General features: G+C 68.6%; 20 protein-coding genes. 8 read left to right on the top strand and 12 right to left on the bottom strand.

Going from position 1 to position 25,270, the window contains the following annotated elements; genetic code table 11:
* Positions 1-28: 28 nt before the first annotated feature.
* From ACLD0U_RS09560 to ACLD0U_RS09545, 4 genes are all read left to right on the top strand, one after another.
* Positions 29-2,050: a BCCT family transporter gene (locus ACLD0U_RS09560; protein WP_206550775.1), complete on the top strand. Its 2,022-nt coding sequence runs from the start codon at positions 29-31 to the stop codon at positions 2,048-2,050.
* A gap of 126 nt (positions 2,051-2,176) precedes the next feature.
* Positions 2,177-2,323 carry a hypothetical protein gene (locus ACLD0U_RS09555; protein WP_179409430.1) on the top strand — a complete coding sequence of 49 codons (147 nt, stop codon included), beginning with the start codon at positions 2,177-2,179 and terminating at the stop codon, positions 2,321-2,323.
* A 3-nt stretch (positions 2,324-2,326) separates the two neighbouring features.
* Positions 2,327-3,022: an SGNH/GDSL hydrolase family protein gene (locus ACLD0U_RS09550; protein WP_410340478.1), complete on the top strand. Its 696-nt coding sequence runs from the start codon at positions 2,327-2,329 to the stop codon at positions 3,020-3,022.
* 134 nt (positions 3,023-3,156) lie between these two features.
* Positions 3,157-5,523, top strand: coding sequence for an arylsulfatase (locus ACLD0U_RS09545; protein WP_410340477.1), 2,367 nt, complete (start codon positions 3,157-3,159; stop codon positions 5,521-5,523).
* Positions 5,524-5,587: 64 nt separating this feature from the next.
* On the opposite strand, the gene ACLD0U_RS09540 is transcribed toward ACLD0U_RS09545, so the two are convergent.
* The 7 genes from ACLD0U_RS09540 to ACLD0U_RS09510 are packed head-to-tail and all read right to left on the bottom strand — an operon-like array spanning position 5,588 to position 13,959.
* Positions 5,588-5,872, bottom strand: coding sequence for a metal-sensitive transcriptional regulator (locus tag ACLD0U_RS09540; protein ID WP_274368048.1), 285 nt, complete (start codon positions 5,870-5,872; stop codon positions 5,588-5,590).
* Positions 5,869-7,575 (bottom strand): FAD-dependent oxidoreductase, encoded by a 1,707-nt coding sequence (locus tag ACLD0U_RS09535; protein ID WP_410340476.1) that lies wholly within the window; start codon positions 7,573-7,575, stop codon positions 5,869-5,871. Before ACLD0U_RS09535 ends, ACLD0U_RS09540 begins: the two co-directional genes overlap by 4 nt.
* A gap of 40 nt (positions 7,576-7,615) precedes the next feature.
* On the bottom strand, positions 7,616-9,268 hold the full coding sequence (locus tag ACLD0U_RS09530) for a dipeptide ABC transporter ATP-binding protein (protein ID WP_410340475.1): 1,653 nt from the start codon (positions 9,266-9,268) through the stop codon (positions 7,616-7,618).
* Complete coding sequence (locus tag ACLD0U_RS09525; RefSeq protein WP_410340474.1) at positions 9,265-10,062, bottom strand: ABC transporter permease; 798 nt, start codon at positions 10,060-10,062, stop codon at positions 9,265-9,267. Before ACLD0U_RS09525 ends, ACLD0U_RS09530 begins: the two co-directional genes overlap by 4 nt.
* Complete coding sequence (locus tag ACLD0U_RS09520; RefSeq protein WP_179409437.1) at positions 10,059-11,072, bottom strand: ABC transporter permease; 1,014 nt, start codon at positions 11,070-11,072, stop codon at positions 10,059-10,061. Before ACLD0U_RS09520 ends, ACLD0U_RS09525 begins: the two co-directional genes overlap by 4 nt.
* Positions 11,073-11,118: 46 nt before the next feature.
* The gene (locus ACLD0U_RS09515; RefSeq protein ID WP_410340473.1) at positions 11,119-12,714 is read right to left on the bottom strand and encodes an ABC transporter substrate-binding protein; all 1,596 of its coding nucleotides are present in this window, start codon (positions 12,712-12,714) and stop codon (positions 11,119-11,121) included.
* Positions 12,715-12,753: 39 nt separating this feature from the next.
* Complete coding sequence (locus ACLD0U_RS09510) at positions 12,754-13,959, bottom strand: amidohydrolase family protein (RefSeq protein ID WP_206550781.1); 1,206 nt, start codon at positions 13,957-13,959, stop codon at positions 12,754-12,756.
* A gap of 141 nt (positions 13,960-14,100) precedes the next feature.
* Between ACLD0U_RS09510 and ACLD0U_RS09505 the strand changes: the two genes are divergently transcribed.
* The 3 genes from ACLD0U_RS09505 to ACLD0U_RS09495 all read left to right on the top strand — a co-directional run bounded on the left by ACLD0U_RS09505 (position 14,101) and on the right by ACLD0U_RS09495 (position 16,752).
* Positions 14,101-14,883, top strand: a complete 783-nt coding sequence (locus tag ACLD0U_RS09505; protein ID WP_179409440.1) for a GntR family transcriptional regulator — start codon at positions 14,101-14,103, stop codon at positions 14,881-14,883.
* A 34-nt stretch (positions 14,884-14,917) separates the two neighbouring features.
* Entirely contained in the window at positions 14,918-15,703 is a 786-nt protein-coding gene (locus tag ACLD0U_RS09500; RefSeq protein ID WP_410340472.1) for a hypothetical protein, read from the top strand.
* An 83-nt stretch (positions 15,704-15,786) separates the two neighbouring features.
* Entirely contained in the window at positions 15,787-16,752 is a 966-nt protein-coding gene (locus ACLD0U_RS09495) for a Gfo/Idh/MocA family protein (RefSeq protein ID WP_410340471.1), read from the top strand.
* A gap of 13 nt (positions 16,753-16,765) precedes the next feature.
* Here the strand turns inward: ACLD0U_RS09495 and ACLD0U_RS09490 are convergent, their stop codons facing one another.
* From ACLD0U_RS09490 to ACLD0U_RS09470, 5 genes are all read right to left on the bottom strand, one after another.
* Positions 16,766-18,238, bottom strand: coding sequence for a lipase maturation factor family protein (locus ACLD0U_RS09490; protein ID WP_410340470.1), 1,473 nt, complete (start codon positions 18,236-18,238; stop codon positions 16,766-16,768).
* A gap of 80 nt (positions 18,239-18,318) precedes the next feature.
* Positions 18,319-19,239 (bottom strand): glycine betaine ABC transporter substrate-binding protein, encoded by a 921-nt coding sequence (locus ACLD0U_RS09485; protein WP_410340469.1) that lies wholly within the window; start codon positions 19,237-19,239, stop codon positions 18,319-18,321.
* 74 nt (positions 19,240-19,313) lie between these two features.
* Positions 19,314-20,285: an ABC transporter permease gene (locus ACLD0U_RS09480; protein ID WP_410340468.1), complete on the bottom strand. Its 972-nt coding sequence runs from the start codon at positions 20,283-20,285 to the stop codon at positions 19,314-19,316.
* Positions 20,285-21,607 carry a glycine betaine/L-proline ABC transporter ATP-binding protein gene (locus tag ACLD0U_RS09475; RefSeq protein ID WP_222446652.1) on the bottom strand — a complete coding sequence of 441 codons (1,323 nt, stop codon included), beginning with the start codon at positions 21,605-21,607 and terminating at the stop codon, positions 20,285-20,287. Before ACLD0U_RS09475 ends, ACLD0U_RS09480 begins: the two co-directional genes overlap by 1 nt.
* 283 nt (positions 21,608-21,890) lie before the next feature.
* Entirely contained in the window at positions 21,891-23,186 is a 1,296-nt protein-coding gene (locus ACLD0U_RS09470) for a class I SAM-dependent methyltransferase (RefSeq protein ID WP_410340467.1), read from the bottom strand.
* Positions 23,187-23,228: 42 nt separating this feature from the next.
* On the opposite strand from ACLD0U_RS09470, the gene ACLD0U_RS09465 reads away from it, so the two are divergent.
* Positions 23,229-25,136: a DUF5107 domain-containing protein gene (locus tag ACLD0U_RS09465; RefSeq protein WP_410340466.1), complete on the top strand. Its 1,908-nt coding sequence runs from the start codon at positions 23,229-23,231 to the stop codon at positions 25,134-25,136.
* Positions 25,137-25,270: the final 134 nt, after the last annotated feature.

The following is a 25,270-nucleotide window of genomic DNA, read 5'->3' as shown; positions in this document are numbered from 1 at the left end:
CCGCACGGGGGTTCGCTACCGTGGGGGAATGTCTCCTCCAGAGAACACACAACAGAAACCCGCGCCGAAGAAGCTGCTCAAAGACAAGAAGATCCTCAAAGAGGTGACGCACCCCGCGCTGATTCCTGGAATCGGTGTCGAGGACACGCCTCGCATCTTCAACACCAACTGGTTCGTCTTCGGCGTCGCCGGCATTCTGGTGCTCGCGGTGGTGGTCTGGGGTTTCGCCGCACCCGATAACCTCAGCGCCACCGGGTCGACCTCGCTGACGTGGGTCACCGCGAACTTCGGCTGGTTGTTCTCGCTCCTGGCCATCCTGGTCTTCGCGTTCATGCTCGTCGTCGGCTACGGGCGCACCGGCGCGGTGCGCCTGGGAGCGGATGACGAAGAGCCCGAGTTCTCGACGGTTTCGTGGATCGCGATGCTGTTCTCGGCGGGTATGGGCATCGGGCTGCTGTTCTTCGGACCGGCCGAACCGCTCGGCTACTTCAACGCCGTGCCGCCAGGGTTCGACTCCGAGGCGGGCACCCCACACGCGATGCTCGACGCTCTTGCCCAGTCGATCCTGCACTGGGGTCCGATGGCGTGGGCGTTCTACGCGCTCGTCGGTGGGGCGATCGCCTATGCCGCCTATCGCCGCGGCCGCGCTCCGCTGATCTCGGCCATCTTCTACCCGATCTTCGGGCAGCGCACCGAGGGCTGGCTCGGCGCCATCATCGATGTGTTCGCCATCATCGTCACCCTGTTCGGTACGGCTGTCACCCTCGGTATCGGCACGCTGCAGATCACCAGCGGCGTCGAGTTCGTCGCGGGCATCGGACCGCTCGGCAACGGCGCGCTGATCATCGTCGTCACCGTGCTGACCGCGGCGTTCGTCGTCTCGGCCGTGTCGGGCATCAAGCGCGGCATCCGCGCCCTGTCGAACATCAACATGGTGCTCGCGGGCACCATCGGCATCGTCGTGTTCATCGCGGGCCCGACCCTGTTCCTGCTGAACATGATCCCCGCCAGCGTCTCGACGTTCCTCGGCGAGCTGTGGGTGATGCTCTCGCGCAACGCCGGTCAGGGCGAGGCCGAGGCCGCGTTCATGTCATCGTGGACCAACTACTACTGGGCCTGGTGGATCTCGTGGACGCCCTTCGTGGGCATGTTCATCGCCAAGATCTCGCGCGGCCGTACCCTGCGTGAATTCGTCACCGTGGTGATCATGGTGCCCTCGTCGGTCTGCATCGTCTGGTTCGGCGTACTCGGCGGCGCCGCGATGTACTTCGACAGCCAGAACGGTGAGCTGAGCGAGGTCGGTTCGTCGGAGGGCGTGCTGTTCGCGCTGTTCGACCAGCTGCCGTTCGGTGTCGTGCTGTCGGTGATCGCGATGGTCTCGATCGTGCTGTTCTTCATCACCTCGGCCGACTCGGCCGCCATCGTCATGGGCTCGATGAGCCAGCGCGGCCGGCCCGAGCCGGCCACGTGGGTGACACTCGCCTGGGGCATCCTGCTCGGCGCCGCAGCTCTCGCGCTGCTGCTCGCCGGTGGCGAGACGGCCCTGTCGGGTCTGCAGTCGATGATGGTCGTGACGGCGCTGCCCTTCGCGTTCATCGTGATCGGCATCATGATCTCGTGGGCGAAGGAACTGGCCACCGACCCGTACATGCTGCGTCAGCGCTACGCGAAGGCCGCGATCGCGCAGGGCGTGCGACGCGGTATCGCCGAGCACGGCGACGACTTCGTGTTCGGTGCGACCGAGGTCGCGGCCGAAGAGGGCGCGGGAGCATCCATCGACTCGGACGACCCGGCGCTCACCGAATGGTACGAGACGGCTACCGGTCAGATCCCGATGGTCACCGCCGAAGACATCAACCGCACGCTCACTCCCGGACGCATCCAGCACAAGGGTCCCGACGATCCGACGCACACGGCATCCGGCGACGCGTCGCTCACCGTCGGTGAGAACCGTCGCGAGCTGCGCCGCCAGCGCCGCGAGCAGGAGCACGCGGATGAGCAGGCCCCGGGCGACGAGCCGTCGACCCCGGAGTCACCCGACGAGAAGTGACGGTCGTTCCTTCCGGCGCCCGCGCGACGGGCGCCGGAAGGAACACACGCGATACGCTTCGTGCAGGGTTTCGACGGGCGCCGAGCCGTCCCCCGCCCGAACCGCATCGCACCAGAGAAGAGCCTGATGAACTCCCACCACGAAGAAGCCGAAGACCTCTCCGTCTACAGCGAGGGACGCCAGCGCCGCATCCGCATCGTCGCGTGGATCACGATCGTCTCGCTGATCCTCGTCGGCGGCGGCGCTACCGTGCTGACCCTGCTGCTCGGCTGATCCGTGGGCGGCGAACGCGACCGGTTGCGCGATGCCCTGGCATCCAAGACGCCCCTCACCTGGGTACTGACCGGCGACTCGATCACGCACGGCCTGCTGCACACCCGCGGCGAGCGCAACTACGTCGACCACCTGCATGAGCTGATCCGCGGCGATATGGGTCGCGTGCAGGATGCCCTGATCAACACCGCCATCAGCGGTTGGCGCGTCACGCAGCTGCTCAAGGACTTCGACCGGCGCGTCGCGCACTGGCATCCGAACATCGTCACCCTCATGATCGGAACCAACGACTGCTCGACGACCGCCAAGGCGGGCGTCGTCGCGCCGCACGAGTTCGCGGCATCGGTGACGGAGTTCGTGCAGCGCGTGCGCAAGATCGGCGCGATCCCGGTGCTGCAGACGCCGCCGACGATCGACATCGCCCACGCCCCCGAGCGCGCACGCATCGCCGAGTTCGCCCAGGCGACCCGCGATGTCGCCGCGAGGCAGGACGTCATCCTCATCGACCAGTTCGCCCGGTTCACCGAACTCGGGGCGGGCGCCGTGGCCCACCACCTGCTGAACGACCCGTTCCATCCCGGTGCAACCGGCCACGCCGTGCTCGCCCTGGAGATCGCCCGCGTACTCGGGCTGCAGGCGCCACCGGCATCCGATCGCGTGTTGCCGCACCTCGCGCAGCGCGTCGCCGACGCCGGCTGACGCAGCGCGTCGCCGGACGCACGCCGCCCTCTCACCCCGCCCGGGCGATGCCCCCGATGCCGACCGTCGCCTGCCGGGGCACACTCGCTACGAAACACCGTGAGTTCCCCCGACGCGAGCAGAAGGCGGTAACGATGTCGACCACGCCCAACGACGACTTTCCGGTGCACCTCGATCGGAACCACCTCCCCGAACCGGAATGGACGTATCCGTCGGCCCGCATCCGCACCCACGCGGTCGACTCCGAGCCCGACTTCCCGCCGATGCGCGAAGCGCCGGCGGGGTCGCCGAACATCCTGCTCGTGCTGCTCGACGACGTCGGCTTCGGCTGGCCGAGTGTGAACGGCGGGCTCGTGCGGATGCCCACCGCTGAGCGCCTGGCGGGGCGCGGCCTGTTCTACAACCAGTTCCACACCACCGCGCTGTGCTCGCCGACCCGCGCGGCCATGCTCACCGGGCGCAATCACCACACCGTCGCAACCGGGGTGATCCAAGAGATGGCGACCGGGTATCCGGGCTACAGCGGCATCATCCCCAAGGGCACGGCCACCTTCGCCGAGATGCTCAAGCACGCCGGCTACACGTCGGCCTGGTTCGGCAAGAACCACAACGTGCCCGACAACCAGACCAGCCCCGCCGGCCCGTTCGACAACTGGCCGACCCATCAGGGCTTCGACTACTTCTACGGGTTCATCGCCGGTGAGACCGATCAGTTCTATCCGTCGCTGTACGAGAACACCCGCGCGGTCGAGCCGCCCGCTCGCCCCGAGGACGGCTATCATCTGACCCGCGACCTCGCCGACAAGGCCATCTCGTGGATCGGCACGCAGCAGGCGATCGCACCCGACCGTCCCTTTCTCGCCTACTTCTCGCCCGGCGCTGCGCACGCCCCGCACCAGCCTCCGCTCGACTGGCGCGGCCGCAACGAGGGCCGGTTCGACATGGGGTGGGATGAGTACCGCCGCCAGGTACACCAGAACCAGCTCGATGCGGGCATCATCCCGCCGGGCACCAAGCTCACCGAGCGGCCCGAGCAGATCCCCTCGTGGGACAGCCAGCCCGAAGAGCACCGCAGGCTCTTCGCCCGCCAGGCCGAGAACTTCGCCGACTTCTTGGAGCACACCGACTACGAGGTGGGCCGCGTCGTCGACGCCATCGAAGAGATGGGCCAGCTCGACAACACGATCGTCATCTACATCATCGGCGATAACGGTTCGAGCGCCGAAGGGTCGCTGGTGGGCACGCCCAATGAGCTGATGAGTCTGAACGGACGCCAGCCGTCGATGGATGAGGCGATCGGGTTCATCGACCAGTGGGGCCTGCCGGGCACCTCACCGCACTACGCGGTCGGCTGGGCGCACGCCGGCGACACCCCGTTCCAGTGGACCAAGCAGGTCGCATCGCACTTCGGCGGCACCCGCAACAGCATGATCGTGTCGTGGCCCGAGCGCATCACCGACACCGGAAAGGTGCGTTCGCAGTTCCATCACGTCATCGATGTGACGCCCACGCTGCTCGAGATCGTCGGTGTCGCGCATCCGACCGAGGTCAACGGCTTCATCCAGAAGCCGATTGAGGGCACGAGCTTCGCCTACACGTTCGCCGACGACAACGCCGATGCCCCCAGCCGGCACACCAAGCAGTACTTCGAGATGCTCGGCAACCGCGCCATGTACTCCGACGGGTGGATCGCCTCGTGCCGGCACGGCCGGCTGCCCTGGGAGACCTCGGGCACGTACAGCTGGGACGACGACACGTGGGAGCTGTACAACATCACCGACGACTTCAGCCAGGCCGACGACGTCGCCGACCAGCATCCCGAGCGCCTGCGCGAACTGCAGGACATGTTCATGGCCGAGGCGGCGCGGTACAACGTGCTGCCCCTCGACGACAGTTTCGCCGAACGGCTCGATGTCACCCTGCGCCCGAGCTACTTCGCCGGACGCGACCGGGTCACCTTCCACGAGGGAATGGTGCGTCTGCCCGAGGGCAGCGGGCCCCGGATGGTCAGTGTTCCTCTGACGCTCACCGCCGAGATCGACGTACCGGAGTCCGGTGCGGAAGGAGTCGTCTTCGCCGTCGGTGGGGATGCCGCCGGGTGGTCGTTGTTCGGCTGGGAGGACCGCGCCCGGTTCCACTACAACTTCTTCGGCATCCGCCGCTACGACCTGATGTCGGATGCCGCCCTCTCACCGGGACGACACACGCTCACCGTCACGATCACTCCGCAGACACCGCGCCCCGGCGGACCCGCCGACGTCACGATGACGATCGACGGTGCACCGGCGGGTGATCTGCACCTGCCCGAGCAGATCCCGATGCGGTGCGGCACCGAGACGATGGACGTCGGCATGGACTGCGTCTCGCCGGTCTGCGCCGACTACGACGACCGCGGACTGTTCCCGTTCACCGGCCGAATCCACGAGGTGACGTTCGACTTCCCGAACATGCGACCCGTCACTGGACACGAGCGGCTGAAGCTCGCCACGCAGATGGACTGACGGCCGCTGACACGCGCGCAGAGTCGGATGCCCGAGACCGGCCGGTCTCGGGCATCCGCCGATGTCAGGCGAGCGTCAGGAACAGCTTCTCGAGCTCAGCGACGGTGGGGGCGTCGTCTTCGCGGACGGTGCCCTGCTCGGCGTCGGTCACGCAGCTGCGCAGCGCGGTGCTGATCACCGAGAAGCCGGCGCGGTCGATGGCCTTGCCGACGGCGGCGAGCTGGATGACGACGTCGCGGCAGTCGGCTTCGTCTTCCATCGCGTCGATGACGGCGGTCAGCTGGCCGCGGGCCCGCTTGAGACGGTTGACGACCTTGCGGATCTCTTCATCGGATGCCTGAGGGCTCATGCGTACTCCTTCACAGTCGTGCGGGTGTCGGCGTGCATCCGCGTTCCGGCCACCCAGGTGAGGTAGCCGCCGTCGAGGTTGCGCACGCGACGGTCGTGCTGGCGCAGCAGGCGCGTGGCGGTGTGCCCGCGCTGGCCGACCTGGCAGTGCACGATCAGCTCACCGTCGGGCAGCTCGCCGAGTCGGGCGCGCAGCTCATCGAGCGGAACGTTGATGCTGCCCGGGATGGCGCCGCCCGCATGCTCGGTCTCGCTGCGCACATCGATCAGGGTCGCGCCGGCCGCCACGGCGGCGTCGAGCTCGTGCCACTGGATGCTGCCGGTCAGATCGCTCGCGGCGTTGTCGGCGATGTAGCCGAGCATGTTGACCGGGTCTTTCGCCGAACCGTACTGCGGTGCGTAGGCGAGTTCGAGGCGGCTGAGCTGCGTGGCGGTGAGCCCCGCCTGCATCGCGGTGGCGATGATGTCGATGCGTTTGTCGGCACCGCTGCGGCCGATCACCTGGGCGCCCAGGATCAGATCGGTACCGGGGTCGACCAGCAGCTTCATGGTGAGCCGCTCGGCACCGGGGTAGTAGCCGGCGTGGTCGGCGGGGTGCGCGTGGATGACGCGGTGCGCGCGTCCGGCATCCGCCAGGCGTCGCTCGCTCCACCCGACCATCGCGACGGCGAGGCCGAACACCCCGACGATCGCCGTACCGACCGCCGGAAGGGCGTCGGCGGGGCGCTCGTCGAGCAGTCCGTGCTCCCAGGCGATGACGTCGGCCGCGGTGCGGCCGTGCCGATTCGCCAGGCCCGCCATCGTGACCAGGGTCGGCTCGGCCGAGATCGCATCGACCTTCAGCGCGGCGTCGCCGACGGCGAAGATGCGCGGGTCGCTGGTGCGCTGCAGGGCGTCGACTTCGATGCCGCCGCTGGGTGCGGTCGCGAGACCCGCGGTCGTGACGATGGATGCCGCCGGGCGCACGCCACGGGCGTCGATCAGCAGGTCGGCGGCGACGGTGGTGCCGTCATCGAGGTGCACGCCGTCGGCATCCACCGAGGCGACCGAGGTGCGCATGCGCAGGTCGACGCCGCGAGCGGCGAGCTCATCGACCACGAGAGCGGCCATCTCGGAGTCGAGGGGGCTCAGCGGATGGGCGCCGTTCTGCACGAGCGTGACGTCGAGTCCGCGGTGCACGAGGTTCTCGACGGCTTCGAGACCGATGAAGCCGCCGCCGGCGACGACCGCGCGTCCCGCGCGCGGTGCCTCATCGAGGGCCAGTTCTTCGAGAGCGAGGGTGATGCGGTCGACGTCGTCGACGGTGCGCAGGGTCGAGACCGTCGGGCCGCCGTCGATCTGTTCGAACGCGTCGCGTGGAGTGGCGCCGACGGCGAGGATCAGGTGGTCGTACGCCTCGTCGATCACGGCGCCGGTGCGCGCATCGCGGATGCTGACGGTCTGGGCCTCACGGTTGATCGCGACCGCCTCGTGGCGGGTGCGCACGTCGAGCTCGAAGCGCGCGCGCAGCGATTCGGGGGTCTGCAGCAGCAGTGCCTGCCGCTCGGGGATGACCCCACCGACGAAGTACGGCAGGCCGCAGTTGGCGAAGCTGACGTAGTCGCCCTGCTCGATCACGATGATCTCGGCCGACTCGTCGAGGCGCCGCAGACGTGTGGCGGCGGACATACCGCCGGCGACGCCCCCGATGATGATCACGCGCATCTACTGACTCCCCTTGCGCTCAAAGATACCCCCTAGGGTATCATGCGCGCTGGGTGCCGGGGATGGCGGCGATGAGCTCCCTCGTGTAATCGTGCGCCGGCTCGGCGAAGACGCGCTCGGCATCGCCGCTCTCGACGACGCGCCCCTTCTGCATCACGACGATGCGGTCGGAGATCTGACTCACCACGCCCAGATCGTGCGAGATGAACAGATAGCTCAGACCGAACTCGGCCTGCAGGTCGACGAGCAGCTGCAGGATCTGCTCCTGCACCGACACGTCGAGCGCCGACACCGGCTCGTCGAGGATCATCAGCTCGGGCCCGATCGCCAGCGCCCGGGCGATGGCCACGCGCTGGCGTTGTCCGCCCGAGAGCTCGACCGGACGACGGTCGGCCAGTTCGGGCGCCAGCCGTACGCGCTCCAGCAGATCTCGCACCAGGCTCGCCTGCGACGCGCGATCACCGATGCGGAACGACCGCAGCGGCTCCGACACGATGCGCTCCACCGTCATGCGCGGATCGAGCGATCCGAACGGGTTCTGATACACCACCTGCATCCGCCGGCGCAGCTGACGCAGCTCCTCACCCCGGGCGTGGGTGATGTCGGTGCCGTCGAGCAGCACGGTGCCGGAATCGGCCGACACGAGCCGGGCCGCGATCCGCGCACTGGTCGTCTTGCCCGACCCCGACTCGCCGACGATCGACAGCGTCTGCCCCCGGGGCACCGCGAACGAGACGTCGTCAGCCGCGAGGAACGACCCGCCGCGCACGCCGTACGTCTTGCACAGTGACCGCACCTCGAGAATGCTGTCGCTGCCGCTCTGCGGGCGCATCTCTCGCTCACGGAATGCCGCGAAGACGCCGCTCTCGACAGCATCCGGCGCCTGGGGCGTCAGGCGCCCCTGACGCAGCCCCGGCGCGGCAGCCACCAGGCGACGGGTGTACTCGTGACTCGGCGCGCTGAGCACGTCGGCCGTGGCACCGCGCTCGACGATCTCACCGCGGTACATCACGATGATCTCGTCGGCCCGGTCAGCGGCGACCGCGAGGTCGTGCGTGATCAGCAGCACCGCAGTGCCATGGTCGGCCACGAGCTGGTCGAGCTGGTCGAGCACGTGCCGCTGAACCGTGACATCGAGGGCGCTCGTGGGCTCGTCTGCGATGACCAGCTGCGGCCCGCACGCCCAGGCGATGCCGATCAGGGCCCGCTGACGCAGACCGCCAGACAGCTCGTGCGGATACTGCGTCGCCCGCAGCGCCGGCTCGGGAATGCCGACCTCATCGAGGATCTGCACCGCACGCGCGGCGGCCGCGGCGCGCGGCATCCGCCGGTGGATCCGCAGCGTCTCGGCGATCTGCTCACCAACCCGCATCAGCGGGTTGAGCGACGAACCGGGGTCCTGCGGGACGAAGCCGATCTGCGCACCGCGTACCTTGCGCAGCATCCGCTCGGGAAGACGCGCGAGGTCCTCACCGGCGAAGTGGATCGCGCCCCCGCTGACGCGGCCGTTCTCGGGAAGACGCCGGATCAGCGCCTGGGAGACCGTCGACTTGCCCGAGCCCGATTCACCGACCAGCGCGACGACCTTGCCGGCGTGCACCTCGAAGGACACACCGTGCACGACCTTGGCGCTCCGGCCACGTGTGGCGTACTCGACCCGCAGATCTTCGACCTTGAGCAGCGGCGCAGTCATCGCTCACCTCCGATTGCGCGCGCCACCCGGTTCACGGACAGCACGACCACCAGGATCACCAGGCCGGGGATGATGCTCAGCCAGGGCTGCGTCGCGATGAAGTCGCGGCCGGCCGAAGACAGAGCGCCCCACTCCGGCGCGGGCGGTGGCGCGCCGAATCCGAGGAACGTGAGTGCGGAGACGCCAAGAATCGCGGTGCCCAGTTCGAGGGCGGCGACCGCGATCACCGGGCGGGCGGCGTTGGGCAGCACGTGGCGGAAGAGGATCGCCGGCGTGCGCGCGCCGAGCGTGCGCGCTGCTTCGACGTACTCCTCGTTGCGCACCCTCAGCACCTGCGCGCGCATCACGCGCGCGAAGCTACCGGCGGCTCCCAGACCGACGCCCAGACCGATCGAGATCGGCCCGAATCCCAGCGTGGCCACGACGATGAGAGCCAGAAGGATGCCCGGAATCGCGACGAGCACGTCGACCACGCGCATGATCGCGAAGTCGACCGGACCCCCGAGAAAGCTCGAGGCGAGACCGATCAGCCCGCCGACCACGACACCGACGACGACGGCGAGTGCCGCCGACACGATCGACAGCGCTGTGCCGTGCACGACTCGGGAGTACAGGTCGCGGCCGAGGTTATCGGTGCCGAACAGGTGGTCGGGGCTGGGCGGCAGCAACCGATCCTTCGGCACCGAGAGGTAGGGATCGTGCGTGGCAAGCAGCGACGGGGCGACGATCGCCACGGCGACGGTGATCAGCACCAGCACGCTGAGCGTGAATCCGGGTTGACGCAACAGTCTCATGCCGACGCCTCCTTCTGCGACGTCTCCGGTTGAGTGCCGCGTGCCGCCGAACGGCCCGAGCGGCGCGTGCGCGGGTCGATCACGCCGTACGCCAGGTCGACGATGAGGTTGACGGTGGCATAGACGGCGGCGACCATGAGCACGATGCCCTGAATGACATTGACGTCCCTGGCCAGCACGGCGTTCACGGTCATCCGGCCGATGCCGTCACGGGAGAAGACCGTCTCGACCACGGCCGTGCCCGCCGCGAGGTAGCCGATCGTCAATCCCAGCACGGTGATCGTCGGCAGCAGCGCGTTGCGCAGCAGGTGCGCGGTGAAGATTCGGCGGGGCGGTACGCCCTTGGCGACCGCGGTGAACACGTGCTGGCTGGCCTGGGCCTCCAGCACGGCCGCAGAGAACACCTGGAACAGGATCGCCCCGACCGGCAGGGCAAGGGTGATCGCGGGCAGAATCGCGCTGCCCGGCTGACGGCTGCCCGATGACGGCAGCCAGCCCAGTGTGAACGAGAAGAAGCTGATCAGCAGCAGACCCGTGAGGAACGCCGGGATCGCCACGCCGAAGGGAGGGATCTGCAGCAGCAGGTTTCGCAGCCAGCGCGTCGGCGCCAGGAAGGCGAGGAACGAGAAGACCACCGCGATGATGATCGCGATCACCAAGGCGATCGCGGCGATCTCGACGGAGTTCGGCAGCGCGCGGGCGATCATGGTCGCGACTGGCTGGCCGGTGGCGATCGAGATCCCGAGGTCACCCTGAGCCAGCATCCCGAGGCGGTGCCAGTACTGCTCCCACGGGGTGCCCGCCAGACCGTACTGCTCGCGCATCCGCTCGAGCGTCTCGGGATCGACGACGGTGTCGCCGCCGCTCTTGCTCGCGATCGCGGCGAGCAGCGGGTCGCCGGGCAGGAAGGTGACCAGGAGGAATACGACGGTGTACGTCGCCAGCACCACGAACAGGAACTGCGCCAGTTTCGGTGCGATGTAGCGCAGCGCATTCAGTGTCGCGTTCATGAGGTCGTGCCCGTCATCTCCTGATCACCTTCCTACCGAATCCGGCTCAGCGCTGGACGGTGACGTCGTACAGGTTGACCCGCGACGACGAGTCGAACGCGACGCCCGAGACGCCCTTCTGCGAGGCGTGCACCTGCGCGACCTCGAGCAGCGGCACCAGGTAGGCCTGCTCGACGATGCGCTGCTGCGCCTCTGCGAGGATCGCGGTGCGCTCCACCGGGTCGGCCGTCGCGGCCTGCGCGGTCAGCTGCGCTTCGAGCTCGGCGTCGTCGATCACAGCCCAGTGCGCCTCGGATGCCGGCGAGAGCATGACGCGCAGTGCGTCGGGGTCGGTGCGGGTCAGGCCAGCCGACAGGAAGTCGAAGTCCTTCGACGCGACAGCACCGAAGAAGTCGCCCGCGGTGACCATGTTGATCTTCAGGTCGATCCCCGCCTTGGCCAGCTGCACCTGCGTCGCCTCAAGCACGTCCTGCCCGTAGAACGCCGTCACCGACACCGTCAGGGGCGTGCCGTCCTTCTCGCGGGTGCCCTCTGCACCGACCTTCCATCCGGCGTCGTCGAGCAGCTGCTCGGCGGCGTCGAGGTCGAAGGCGAGCGCGTCGGCCTGGTCGAGGAACGACGGCGTGGCCGAGCTGAGCACGCCGGCGACCGGCTGCACCATGCTCGAGCCGGTCAGCTCGGCGATCTCGGTGCGGTCGGTGGCAAGGATCATCGCCTGGCGCACGACCGGGTCCGAGACGATCGGTCGCTCGGTGTTGGGCACGAGCGAGGTCGGGATGCCCGGGTTCGCCCGCGCGTAGATCTCGTAGTCACCCGTGCTGAACCGCTGCTCGTCGATCGCGGGCAGATCGAAGATCATGTCGAACTCGCCGGTCTGCAGACCACCCGTGCGCACGCCGGGCTCCGGCGTGATCGCGAACGTGATGCTCTTGATCGCCGCGTCGCCGCTGCTCGCACGCAGCGACGAGCCCCACCCGTAGCCCTCACGGGCCGAGAGGACGACCGCGTCGTTCGCGGTGTACTCGTCGAGCACGAACGCGCCCGAGCCGACGGGCGCCAGGCAGCGCTCCTCGGCGGTCAGCGCGGCGGTCTCATCGGAGAGCATGCCCAGGGTGATGGTGCTCGCGCCCTGCAGGAACTGCGCGTTGGGCTCGGCGAAGGTGACCTTCACCGTCGACTCGTCGACGACCTCGGTCGCCTGGTAGCCGGCGAGATACTGCGAGGCCAGCGGTGCGGTGCTGCCGAGCGCGGCCAGCGCATCGAAGTTGGCCTTGACCGTCTCGGGCGTCAGCGCCGAGCCGTCGCTGAAGGTGACACCATCACGCAGGGTGAACGTGAACTCCTTCAATGTGTCGCTCGCGACGAATGCGTCTGCGAGCCACGGGACGATCTCGCCGGTCTCGGGATCCTGGTCGACGAGCGAGTCCACCAGCTGGCGGCTGATGTTCAGCGCCGTGGTCAGCGTGACCTGCTGCGGGTCGAGGCACACCGGGTCGTCCTGGACGGCGATGTAGAGCTCGTCACTCGTCTCGCCACCGTCGGTGGTGGCGGGGGTGCAGCCGGCGAGCAGACCGGCTCCGAGTGCAGCCGCGCCGAAGGCGGCGATCCAGCGTGTGGATGCGTGTCGTACGGGGGTGTTCACGATCGTCCTTTCTCAGGGTCCAGCGGGTCGGGTAGGCGGTCAGGCCGCGGTGGGCAGGGCGCCGTGCACGAGGCGGCCTCGTGAGACGACGGCGACGATGTTCTCGACGCGCAGGTCGGCGATGTTCTCCCAGGGGCGGCCGCGCAGCACGACGAAGTCGGCGCCGTAGCCCTCCGCGAGGGTGCCGACGCGCTTGGTCAGGCCGACGACGTCAGCAGCATCCGACGTCGCGGCGCGCAGCGCGCGCTCCGCGTCCCAGCCGAACATGTCGGCCATCAGGCGCACTTCTTCCATCTGGTCGCCGAACTGCACGAAGATGCCGTTGGCGTCGGTGCCGAGCACGAAGCGGATGCCCGCGCGACCGGCGTCACCGAAGAGCGAGTCGCGGTAGGCCACGACGTCCTTCGCCTTGTCGCGGGCATCGTCGGTGACGGCGACGCGACCATCGGCGATGGCGTCGTTGATAAGCAGGGTCGGCGCGACGGGGATGTTGCCGGCGACGAGGCGCTCCCACTGGTCGGCTTCGAGGCCCGTGCCGTGCTCGAGCGAGTCGGCGCCGACCGAGAGGGCGATCTCGTTGCCCTCGGCGGAGTGGCTGTGAGCGGCGACGGGCATGCTGAGGGCGTGGGCCTCGTCGATCGTGGCGCGGATCTCATCGAGTGTCTGGTTGCGCCAGCCGACCTTGTCGCCCATCGACAGCACGCCGCCGCTGACGAAGATCTTGATGCCGTCGGCGCCCATGCGGGCATACTCGCGCACGAGCTTGCGGCACTCGTCGGGGCTGTCGGCCGTGCGGCCACGGTGGGGGTAGTGCGGCGGGATGAAGAGGTCGCCGTGACCGGCCGTCATGCCGACGGCGCCGTGGACGAGCACGCGCGGCCCCGGCTGGATGCCCTCGTCGAACGCACGCTTGACGGCCAACTGCCGTTCGTCGCCCGACAGATCGCGCAGGGTGGTGACACCCGCGCGCGCGGCCTTCTGGGCGTTGTTGGCGATGTGGAAGACCTGCTCTTCCCACGGGGTGATCAGCGGCCATGACGACCAGTCGGCATGCCCGGTTCCCGAGTAGGCGCCCAGGTGCACGTGCGTATCGACGAGGCCGGGGATGACGCAGAGCTCGTCGAGCGTCCCCTCGTCGGACTGCACCGCATCGATGCGGTCGCCGGTCCAGTCGATGCGGCTCGTGCCGCGATAGGCACTGCCGTCCCAGAGGTGGATTCCCCGGATGCTCTCCGTCGTCGTCACTGCTCACTCCTTTGTAGGGATCGACTGACGCTAACAGACTCACCCGCACTTGTTGATAGGTTATTTCCATCATCGCCCAACTTGTTGACTTGTTGTGATGATTGTGACGACGCCTATGCTGTCCAAGGCGGGGGGACGCAGATGACCGATGGCACGATGAGCGCGTGGAGCGAGCGAAGGCCGCGCACGCCGCTCACCGAAGATGAGCGCATCCTCAGCGGAGTCCTGCGCCACGTTCGCGAATCCGCCGCCGCCGGAACAAGCCTCCCCGGCGAGCATCGGCTCGCCGAACTTCTCGACTGCACTCGCCAGCAGGTGCGCCACGCCCTTGCCGAGCTCGGCAACCTCGGGATCGTCACCCGGCGTCAGGGCGCGGCGACCACGATCGACCCGCTTGCCCTGCGACTGAGCGCACGGTTCGAGGCCTGCGTCGAGTACGGCGATGTGCTGGCGCGCATGGGGTACACCCCCTCGGTCGAGGTACTGTCGGCCTCGTTCGAACCCACCCCCGCCGACATCGCGCCGCTGCTGCACCCCGACGTCGAACCTGTCTCGGCCCGCATCGTGCTGCGCTGGTTCGCCGATGACCAGCCGGCCATGGTCGGCACGTACATCCTGCCTCTGCCCGCCGGCACCGAGCGCCCCTTCATCGACCCCACCCGTTCGGTGTTCGACATCGCCGCGGACCTGTGGTCGGAGCGCATCGTGTGGGAGGTCGTATCGGCCGGCGTGACGGCCCTCACCGCCGAAGAGGCCACGCAGCTGGAGCAGCCCGAGGGCGAAGTGGCCAAGATGTGGACCACGGTCGGCGTCACCGTGAGCGGAAAGCACATCTACCACGCCCGCGAGGTGCACCACCGCGACCTGGTGACGTACTCGTTCATCCGCACGGTCAAGGAACCGTGGCGGGTCGGACCCCGCTGAGTGCGGCGGCGACGCGCAGTAGGCTGAGCGCATCATGGATGTGTTCTTCCAGGACTTCTGGGACTTCGCCCGCGACTACTGGTGGCTGATCTTCCCGATCATGGGCATGGCCGGCGGAGCGGGCAAGGCGTGGGAGCGCGCCGCCAAACGGCGCCACGAACGCCGCCTCGAGACGCTGCGGGTGAAGGGTGAGATCAAGGCCGCTCAGCTCGCCGCGCGCGGCACCGTCCCGACCCGCGAGCAGAAGCGTCGCGCCGACGACGACGAACGCGCCGCGAGCCGCCAGATGCTCGAGAAGCTGTTCGCCGAGCACGACGAGATCACTGCGCGCTGGCTCGACTACGAGCTCGACGTCGCCAAGCTCATCGCGTTCCCCGCGATGAGCGACGGCCGCCAGCCGCTGACGGCCGCCTTCCTGCGCGCCAAGAAGGCCGCCGACGCCCTGCGCCCGAAATCATCGGATGCCACCGTGAGCGAGTCCGAGATCGCCGAGTACCTGGATGCCGTCGGCAACTACGCCGTGGCGTTCGACGTCGCGGAACGCGACGCGCGCCGGGTGCGCGACTCGGGCTTCAGCGAAGACGAGCGCAAGCGCCTGGACCGTGCCCAGCACATGCTCGCCGTCGCCCTCGACGACGCGGCGACCCAGGCCGAGCGCAATGTCGCCTACAAGCGCGTGCGCGAAGAGCTCGACGGGCTGATCCTGCTCTCTGACGAGGCCGTCGACGCGCTCAAGAAGAAGGTCGCCGGCGAGCTGGCGGCTCCGAAGCAGGCTCCCCTGCCGCCAAGAACTCAGGACGATTCCACTTTTTCAGGATGATCCAGCCCCCGGCATCCTGCGAAGTTGCGATCGTCCTGCGAAACACCGGGCGCAACGCGCGCCCCGGCGCGTAGGCTCGGAAAATGGCTGACAGAGACACCGTGCGGGTCGGGATCGTCGGCGCCGGGGCGATCGCCCCGTCGCACATCGAGGCGTGGCAGGCGTTGGGCGCCGACGTCAGCATCCTGCATCGCACGGGCGCACGCCAGCTCGGCGAGCGGTACGGCATCCGCGTGATCGACGACCTCGACGACCTGATCGCCGCGGTGGGGATCGTCGACATCATCAGCCCCACCAGTACCCATCTCGACATCGCGCGCCGCGCGTTCGCCGCCGGGCGGCACGTTGTCTGCGAGAAGCCGTTGGCGGTCACCGAGGCGGATGCCGTCGCGTTGGCAGCGGCGGCATCGGATGCCGGCATGCGCCTCTTCCCGGCCCATGTCGTGCGCTACTTCTCGGGCTACCACGCGCTGAAGCAGCGGATCGAGGCGATCGGCACCCTGGTCGAGCTGACCCTGCGGCGCACCGGGGTGGCGCCGGACGCCGCCTGGTTCTTCTCGGAGGACGCCGGCGGCGGGCTCATCCGCGACCTGATGATCCACGATCTCGACCAGGCCCTGTGGCTCGCCGGCCCCGTCATCGAGGTGACGGCCACGCAGGATCCCCCGGCCGTCGACGGACGCATCCAGCCTCCGGTGTCGGCGCACGTCACTCTCACGCACGCCAACGGCGCGATCAGCCACGTGCGCGGCGACTGGCTCGGCCCCGAGTCCACCTTCCGGTCGGTAGCCGAGGTCATCGGCACCGACGGCACCCTGCGCGTCGACACCGCGGATGCCACTGCCTTCTCCGCAGGAGAGATCGACGCCGCAGAGGCCGCGGCACCGGCATCCGATCCCTATCGGGAGCAGCTCGCCGATTTCGTCGACGCGATCCGCACCGGGCGGGAGGCGCGCGTCACTCCCGCCGACGGCATCGCCGCGGTACGCCTGGTGGATGCCGCCTACGAGTCGCTGCGCACCGGACGCACGGTGCGGCTGCCGCACTGACCCGCTGCCGACGTCACCTCCCGAGGCCCAGTGGCTGCACGAGCACGCGCCGCCGATCGCGCACCCACACGGTCCTGGTTTCGCGATGCTCGGCACGGGTCGTGAACCGGTAGCGGTACGAGACCACCCGCACCCAGCGCGGCGGCGTGCCGCCGAACGGGTCATGACGCAGCAGCCGCAGCGTTGAGGCGTCCGCCTGCAGCAGCCGCACCAGCAGCGCCGTGAACCAGTCGTCGATGGCGTGCCCGAGCGGCAAAAACCACATCAGCCAGTCCAGACGCAGATGGTACGGGGCGAACAGACGCGGCACCCGGTTCACGTCACCCGGCTTTCCGCGGAACTCGTACTCCGACCAGCGGGCCGTCTCGGGGTCGGCATCCGCGGTGCCCTCGACAATCCACTCGATGCGCTCCTTCGTCACCGTGCCGAACGCGCCGTAGGCGTTGGCAAGCTGCCAACGGTTGAAGCTCGCGTTCATCAGCTGGCGATGGGCGAACAGGTTGCGCAGCGCCGGCCAGCTGAGCGCGACGTAGAGCGCACCGACGGCGGAGGTCACGACGATCCAGTAGAGCGGGATCGTCGCCTGCGGCGCCGGGTTGCGGATGCCCGCGAGCATGCCCGCAGCAACACCGAGCCCCGAGAAGGCGAGCACGATCGTCGCCCAGTTGAGCCACGCGAAGTTGCCGGTCACCACGAGCCACAGCTGGGTCAGGATGATGACGGTCGCGGCGGCAGCACCGATGAGCGTCGGCACCGGTCCGGCGATCCACAGCCCCAGCAACGGCGCGAACAGCAGAAACGGCACGACGAGTTGGGCGAAGTGGTTGCCGAGCACCTCACCGCGGTGGAACCAGCGGGGCAGCAGATGCGCCTGACGGCTGAGCGGGCCCGGCATCGGCTGGGTCTCATGGTGGTACATCAGCGCCGTCAGATCACGCCACTCCCGACCGCCGCGGATCTTGATCATGCCGGCGCCGAACTCGAGGCGGAACAGCAGCCACCACAGCAACACGATCGTCACCGTCGGCGGCGGGTGTTCGGCCGACCCGAGAAAAGCCGCGAGAAACCCCGCCTCGAGCAGCAGCATCTCCCACCCGAACGCGTAGAACGTCTGGCCGATGCTGACGATCGACATGTACCCGCCCCACAGCAGCAAGAAGCAGACCATCGGCACCCAGGGCGGGCCCCACTGCGGAACGCCCACCACCAGCAGGGCCGCCAGGCCGATGCCGGCCCAGCACAGCGCGGCAAGCCGCCGATCCGTGTAGCGCAGGCGCGAGAAGAGCGTCGGCCGTAGCATCCGCCGCCTTCTCGGCGACTCGGCCACCCACGCGAGCAGGTCCGGCGCCGGCAGCAGGCCGCGCTCTCCGAGCAGCGGCCGGAACTGATTCAGCGACGAGACGAACGCCACCAGGTAGAGCGCAGCGATGCCGCGCTGCAGCACCTCACGCGCGAAGCCGAAGTCGACGGCGGCGAACCCGTCCATGTGCACAGGCTACGCCGCCCGCAACGCACCGCGGCCCCCTCCTGTGTGACAGGAGAGGGCCTCGATGGAATGCGTTGGTCTTACTCGGTGATGAGCCAGTCGACCTGGTCGCCGAACTCGGCGATCCACGCGTCGACGGCCTCAGCCGACTTGTCCTTGTACTCGTCCGAGGTGACGAGGCTCTCGAGCGCACCGTACTGCTCGTCGGTCAGGGTGACGTCGCCGATGAAGTCAGCAGCCTCGGGGAACTCCTCGGCGAAGCCGAGCTTGCCCAGGAAGTGCAGACCCTCGGTGGCACCCATGGCGCCGTTGGGGTCTTCGAGGTCCTTCATCGGGTAGGCGCTGTTGGCCCAGAACGGACGCCACAGCGTGACGACGATCGGGTCTTCGGCGGCCACAGCCGTGTCGAGCGTGGCGAGCATGCCGCCGGTCGACGAGGTCAGCAGCTCGTACTCGCCGTCCAGACCGTACTCGGGCATCGCGCTCTCCTGCACGGCCTTGGTGAGGCCGGCGCCGGGCTCGATGCCGATGATCTTGCCGTCGAACATGTCGGCGTTGCCCTTGAGGTCGGCGATCGAATTGATGTCGTCCAGGTAGTCCGGAACGGCCATCGTGAGCGCCGCGCCCTCGTAGTAGGTGCCGAGGTCTTCGATCTTGTCGCCGTACTCCTCCATGTACGAGGCGTGCGTCACCTCGGACCAGGCCGACGGGTACATGTCGATGTCACCCTGCGACAGGGCGGTGTACAGCGGGCCGGCGTCGACGACGTCTTCCATCTCGATCTCGTAGCCGAGCTTCTCGAGCTGGTCGGCGAGCAGGTACGCCGTGCTCAGACCGTCGGTCCATGCGGGCAGGAACCCCATCGAGATGGTGCCCATCTCGTCGCTGGCGGGTGCGCCTGCGTCGCCCGAGTCGCCGGAGTCGCCACCGGCGCAACCGGTGAGGACGAGGGATGCCGCCGCGCCGAGCGCGACGATGCTGGTCAGGTGCCTCTTGTTCATGGTGCTTCCTTCTTTCTTCACGTATATCTCACGCGTTCCGTATGTAGTGCTGTGTGGAAGGGACGTTCTGTGGGTCAGGCGCCGCCCGGCGAGGGACGTGCGCCGCCCTCGATGAGCTCGGATGCTGCCGAGTTGGCCTCCTGCGCCGCGGATGCTGCCGACGCGCGGCGCATCTCGTCGCGGCGCCGCTGCATCATGCCCATCAGCGACGAGCGGTTGCCTCCCGGGTTGCCGAGGGCCGCCGTGACGCGGTCGAGGTAGACGGCGATGAACACCACGCCGAGGCCGGCCTCGATGCCCTGGGCGACGTTGATCGTCGCGAGCGCGGCGACCACTTCCTTGCCCAGGCCGGGTGCGCCGGCCATACCGGCGATGACGGCCATCGACAGGGCGAGCATGATCACCTGGTTGACGCCGGCCATGATGGTCGGCATCGCGAGCGGCAGCTGAATGCCGCGCAGGATCTGCCCGGGCGTCGCGCCGAAGGCGTGACCGGCTTCGACCGTCTCGGAGTCGACACCGCGGATGCCCAGCTCGGTCAGACGCACACCGGGCGGCAGCGAGAAGATCACCGTGGCGATGACGCCGGGCACGAAACCGAGGCTGAAGAAGATGATCACGGGGATCAGGTACACCAGCGATGGCATGGTCTGCATCAGGTCGAGCACCGGCTTGATGACGGCGCTGACGGTGTCGTTGCGGGCCGCCCAGATGCCCAGCGGCACGGCGATCGCGACGGTGACGAGCGTGGCGATCAGCACCAGCGCCAGCGTCTGCATCGCGTTGTCCCACTGGTCGACGCCGAGGATGACGACGAACATCACCACGGTGCCGATCGCGAGCTTCCACGAGCGCACCAGCCAGGCGATCAGCGCGAACAGCACGATCATCACCGGGGCGGCCGGTGCCATCAGCATGGCGGCGAGGCCCTCGGCGAGGAAGCCGACAAAGGCGGCGATGGCGTCGGTCAACCAGTCCAGATCATCGCGGACCCAGTCCACGACGCTCTTTCCCCACTCACCGATCGGAATGGTGAAACCGTCCATCAGCGCACCTCCTCTGCCTGCTCGTTCTTGCTGTGTGTACTGCCCGAAGTGCCAGCGGCGGCCGCGGTCGCCTCCTCGAGCACCTCATCGATCATGGTTGCCGGCATCGGTTGCAGCGGAATGGTCAGCTCACCGGTCGCACCGGTACCCGGGCCCAGCGCCGCCAGCAGCGTCACGCGGGGGATCACACCGGTCAGGCGTCCCTCGGCATCCGTCACGGCGAGCGGCAGCGGCGACTCGACCGACGGGATGAACAGGTTCATCAGAATCTCGTTCTCGTCGACGCTCTGCGGCACCGGCTTGAGCACCGATGCCAACGAGGTCTCACCCTTGCGCACCAGCTTGACGGCATCCCGGTCGGTGACGATGCCGACCAGGTGGCGGTCGCGGCCGACGACGTAAGCCGCCGACATGTAGGCGTCGCGCATCTGCTTCAGCGCCGTGCGCGGGCCGGACGTCTCGGTGACCACCGGACGCGGCGTCTCCATGACATTGGCGGCAGTGAGCACGCGGGCGCGGTCCACGTCCTGCACGAACTGCTCGACGTAGTCGTTGGCCGGGTCGGTGAGGATGTCCTCGGGCGTACCGATCTGCACGATGCGACCATCGCGCATCACGGCGATGCGGTCACCGAGGAACATCGCCTCGTTCAGATCGTGGGTGATGAAGATGATCGTCTTCTGCAGCTTCTGCTGCAGTTCGACCAGCTGCTCCTGCATCTCGCGACGGATCAGCGGGTCGAGCGCGCTGAACGCCTCATCCATGAGCAGGATGTCGCCATCTGCGGCGAGCGCACGGGCGATGCCCACGCGCTGCTGCATACCACCGGAGAGCTCGCTGGGCAGCTTGTCGCCCCAGCCGTCCAGGCCCACCATGGCCAGGATCTCGCCGGCCTTCTTCAGCCGGGTGGCCTTGTCGACGCCCTTCAGCTCCAACGGGTAGGCGACGTTCGCGGCGACCGTGCGGTGCGGAAGCAGCGCGAAGTGCTGAAACACCATCGACACGTGGTCGCGGCGCACCTCGCGCAGGCGGGATCCCGAAATGCCGGTGATCTCGCTGCCTTCGATGGTGATGGTGCCGTCGGTCACATCGTGCAGGCCGTTCAGCATGCGGATCAGTGTGGACTTACCGGAACCCGACAGCCCCATGATCACGAAGATCTCACCGCGGTTGACGGTGAAACTCGCGTCGATCACTGCGGCTGTGCCGACGTCGAGTACGTCGGTACGGGACTCGCCCGCCTTCAGCCGCTTGACTGCCTGCTGTGGATTTCGGCCGAACACCTTGTACAGATTGCGCGCTTCAAGAGCGGTTTCGGACACGTTTCCCCCGTGACTCACCGGCTCCAGGGTCGGCGGTGAGTCCGTCTGGTTACGTCCGGGTCATGATCACAGGGCCGCTCGTTCATTGCCGTGCGCGGCGCGGACGCGGAGCTTCGGACTCCGCGCAGAGATCACCGACCATACGCCCGCGCCCTCATGGTTCTTGCACAGCGTGAAGACGCGACCGCGGACTGGTCTTGGCCATCGTGGCCACCTTCCACGGTAACGAATGGCTGATCGGGTGGCAAATCCCGTTTACCGTTTCGTGATCTCACCGGGGGATTCACGCGTGTCGCGTCGAGCGCGTCACGGTGAATTTCGGCGTGCGAGAGACCTGTTCGGTGGGGCCAACCACGCGCGTCAGAGCGCGGCGGTGGTCAAGATGCGAGTTGAACACCGTCCACACTTCACCGCCCGGTCGGACGAGCCGCGCAGCGGCCTCGATGAGCCGCCGACCCGCTCCTTCGTGCACGCTCGCACCGAGGTGGAACGGCGGATTGAGCAGGACCAGGTCGGCGCCACCATCGGGCAGATCCGACCCGGCATCGTCGAGTGTGACGGTGATGCGGTCATCCAGGCTGTTCGCCGAGACCGTCGCCCGCGCCGAGCGCACGGCAGCAGCGGAGCGGTCCGTCGCGACGATTGCCGCGGTCGGGTGCTGCAGCGCGAACGCCACGGCCAGAGCCCCGGTGCCACAGCCGAGGTCGATCACCCGCATCCCCTCGTTCGTAACTCCGGAGATCTGGTCGCCAGGCCCCCCGTTTGAGGCGTTCTGCCCCGCTGCGGCCCCGTTTTTCCGGAGTTGCGAACGGCCGACCGCGCTGCCCTGCGCGCGATAGCCAGCGCTGAGTGCCGGCATCGCGTCGAGCAGCGCCCGCGTCCCGATGTCGAGCTTGCTCCCCGCGAAGGCCCCGCCATACGCGCAGAGCGTGAACTCCACCGGTGAGAAACCATCTGCCGTATGAGAAACCACGTGCATGGTGGTTTCTAGAACGGGAAGTGGTTTCTCAGCGGGAGGGGATGGAGGGGACGGAGGGGACGGAGGGGAGGAAGGGGAGGATGCCACCAGCAGGCGGGACTTGCGGGTGGCGCGTTGGGGGTGCACGGACGTGAAGTGACGGGCAAGCACATCGTTCTGCGTGAGCGTCATGTGCTTGACGCGGCCACCGGCGACCAGCACGACCTCGGGGGTAGCCCAGCGCGCGACAGCATCCGCGATCTCATCCAGCGCCGCGAGCGACTTCGGCAACTGCACCAGTACCAGCTGCGCACCGCGCAGCAGTTTCTCGTCGAGCTCGTGCGTCGTGAATGCATCCGGATCCGACCCCAGCGCGCGGGCGTTGTTCGCCAGCGCCCGGCGGCCCGTCACGAGATCCTGATGCACGCGGATGCCATGCAATCCGGCATCCGTCAGAGCGAGCGTGATCGCACCGTACTCGTCGCCGATCACGGCGATGCAGTCGCCCGCAATCCCGGCCGCACCCGCCCAGTCGACGAGCAGTTCGTCGCTGGCATCCCACGCCTGCAGGTTCGGCGCCTCGACATCGGGAAACCGCCGCAGCCTGCTGTAGTCGTACACCTGCTCACGATACCCACCGTTCGCGATAGCGTGAGCATCACCATGACTGCAACGCTGCATCTCACCACGGTCGCCCTGCCCTCCGCACCTGTCGGACCGACCAACCCGCTGCCACCCGTGGGCGCCATGCCCGAGGCACCCTATGAGGCCTCGACCGCGAACCTGCCCGACGAGATCGCGTCAAACATCGCGTACGGTCGGGCCACCAGCATCCATCCGTATCTGCTTCAGGACGCGTATTCGCGTGAGCGATCCCCCGCACCGATGCGGCTGGCGGTGCTGGAAAATGCGCACCTGCGCGCGGAGTTCGCGCTCGATCTCGGAGGCCGCCTCGTGCGGCTGCTCGATAAGGCCACCGGACGCGATCTGGTCTACCGCAACGCGATGTTCCAGCCTGCGAACCTGGGGCTGCGCAACGCCTGGTTCTCGGGCGGCGCCGAGTGGAACATCGGCATGCGGGGGCACTGGCCGCTGACCGCCTCACCGCTCTACGCGGCCGAGATCACAGCACCGGATGGCGCGCCTGTGCTGCGCATGTGGGAGTACGAACGCAAGCGCGGACTGATCGTTCAGCTCGATGCCACCCTCGACGACAACGCCCCGGCGCTGCACGTGCGTGTGCGGGTGCGCAATCCGCATCCCCGCGAGACGGGCATGTACTGGTGGACGAACATCGCGGTCGCCCAGACGCCGGGATCGCGGGTGTTCGCCCCGGCGACGCACGCGTACCAGACACAGTACGACGGTTCGCTCGGGTACGTCGACATCGCAGACCCCGACGTGAGTCGGCCGGCGAGCGCTCCGGCCGCCGCCGACTGGTTCTACGACCTGAACCGCGACCGCACGCCGTGGATCGCCGCTCTCGAGCCCGACGGTTCGGGGCTCGCGCACGTGTCGTCGCCGCGACTGCGTGCCCGCAAACTGTTCGCGTGGGGAGACACCACCGGGGGTCGGCACTGGTGCGACTGGCTCGGCGGCGAGACGGGGGCGTACTTCGAGATCCAGGCGGGCCTGGCCACCACGCAGTACGAGCACCTGCCGATGCCCGGTGGCGCGACGTGGGAGTGGCACGAGACCTTCGTGCCACTGCAGGTCGACGATGAGGCGCGGCATGGCGATTGGGAGAGCGCCGTCCCGGCGGTCGAGGCGGCGGTGCTGCGGGCATCCGAGGCGACGGACGCGTCGCGTCTCGAGGCGGTCGCCGACGTCGCCCCGGAGCGGATGCTGAACATCGGCGCCCCGTGGGGCGCGCTCGAAGCAGAGCTGGCCGCGCGCGTCGGCGAGTCGTTCGCGAGCCTTCCGGGTGTGCGGTTCGACCGGGATGCCGGTGAGGAGGGCGCCTACTGGGCGGCGCTGCTCGACGGCGAGGGCGATGCGGACGCCGCACCGCTGGACGCCCCAGCGTCGTACGTCGACGGCGAGCGCTGGGATCAGCTGTTGGCCGGCGCCGCGGCGACCTGGCTGACCCACTACCACCGAGCGGTCATCGCGCATGCGGCCGGCGAGCTGCCGCGTGCGGCGTCGCTGTACGAGGCGTCGTTGCGGCAGCGCCGCTCGCCCTGGGCGTTGCGTGGACTCGCACATGCGCGGATCGCGCAGGGCGACACGGATGCCGGAATCACCCTGCTGACCGACGCGCTCTCGCTCGCTGCGGATGTCGTGCCCCTGGCTCTGGAACTCGGCGCGGAGTTGCTTCGCGCGGGTCGCGCCGACGAGGTGCGCGGGTTGGTGGCATCCCTCCCCGCTGAGGTGCGAGCTCTGGGCCGGGTGCGGATGCTGGATGTGCGCGCCGCACTCGCCACGGGCGACCGCGAGGCCGCGGGCGCTCTGCTCGAGGAGCGGTTCGAGGTGCCCGACATCCGTGAGGGTGAGCTGAGCATGTCGGCGCTGTGGCGGGAGGCGTTCCCCGACCGACCCGTGCCGGAGTGGTACGACTTCTCGATGAACTGAGGCGGGGGGCCGACCTGCGCCCGCACGAATGGCGGGAGTCTGTACGTTCGGCGGGAGACACACCAGCGGATTCACTGGCATCCGTACGATCTCCCGCCATCCGTGCGTGAGTCAGCGACGGGTCTTGACGCGCG

Origin of the sequence: Microbacterium sp. 2216-1 (genome assembly GCF_046507855.1) — a bacterium.
GTDB classification, from domain to species: Bacteria; Actinomycetota; Actinomycetes; order Actinomycetales; family Microbacteriaceae; genus Microbacterium; species Microbacterium esteraromaticum_C.
This window is presented reverse-complemented; position numbering and strand designations above follow the sequence as displayed.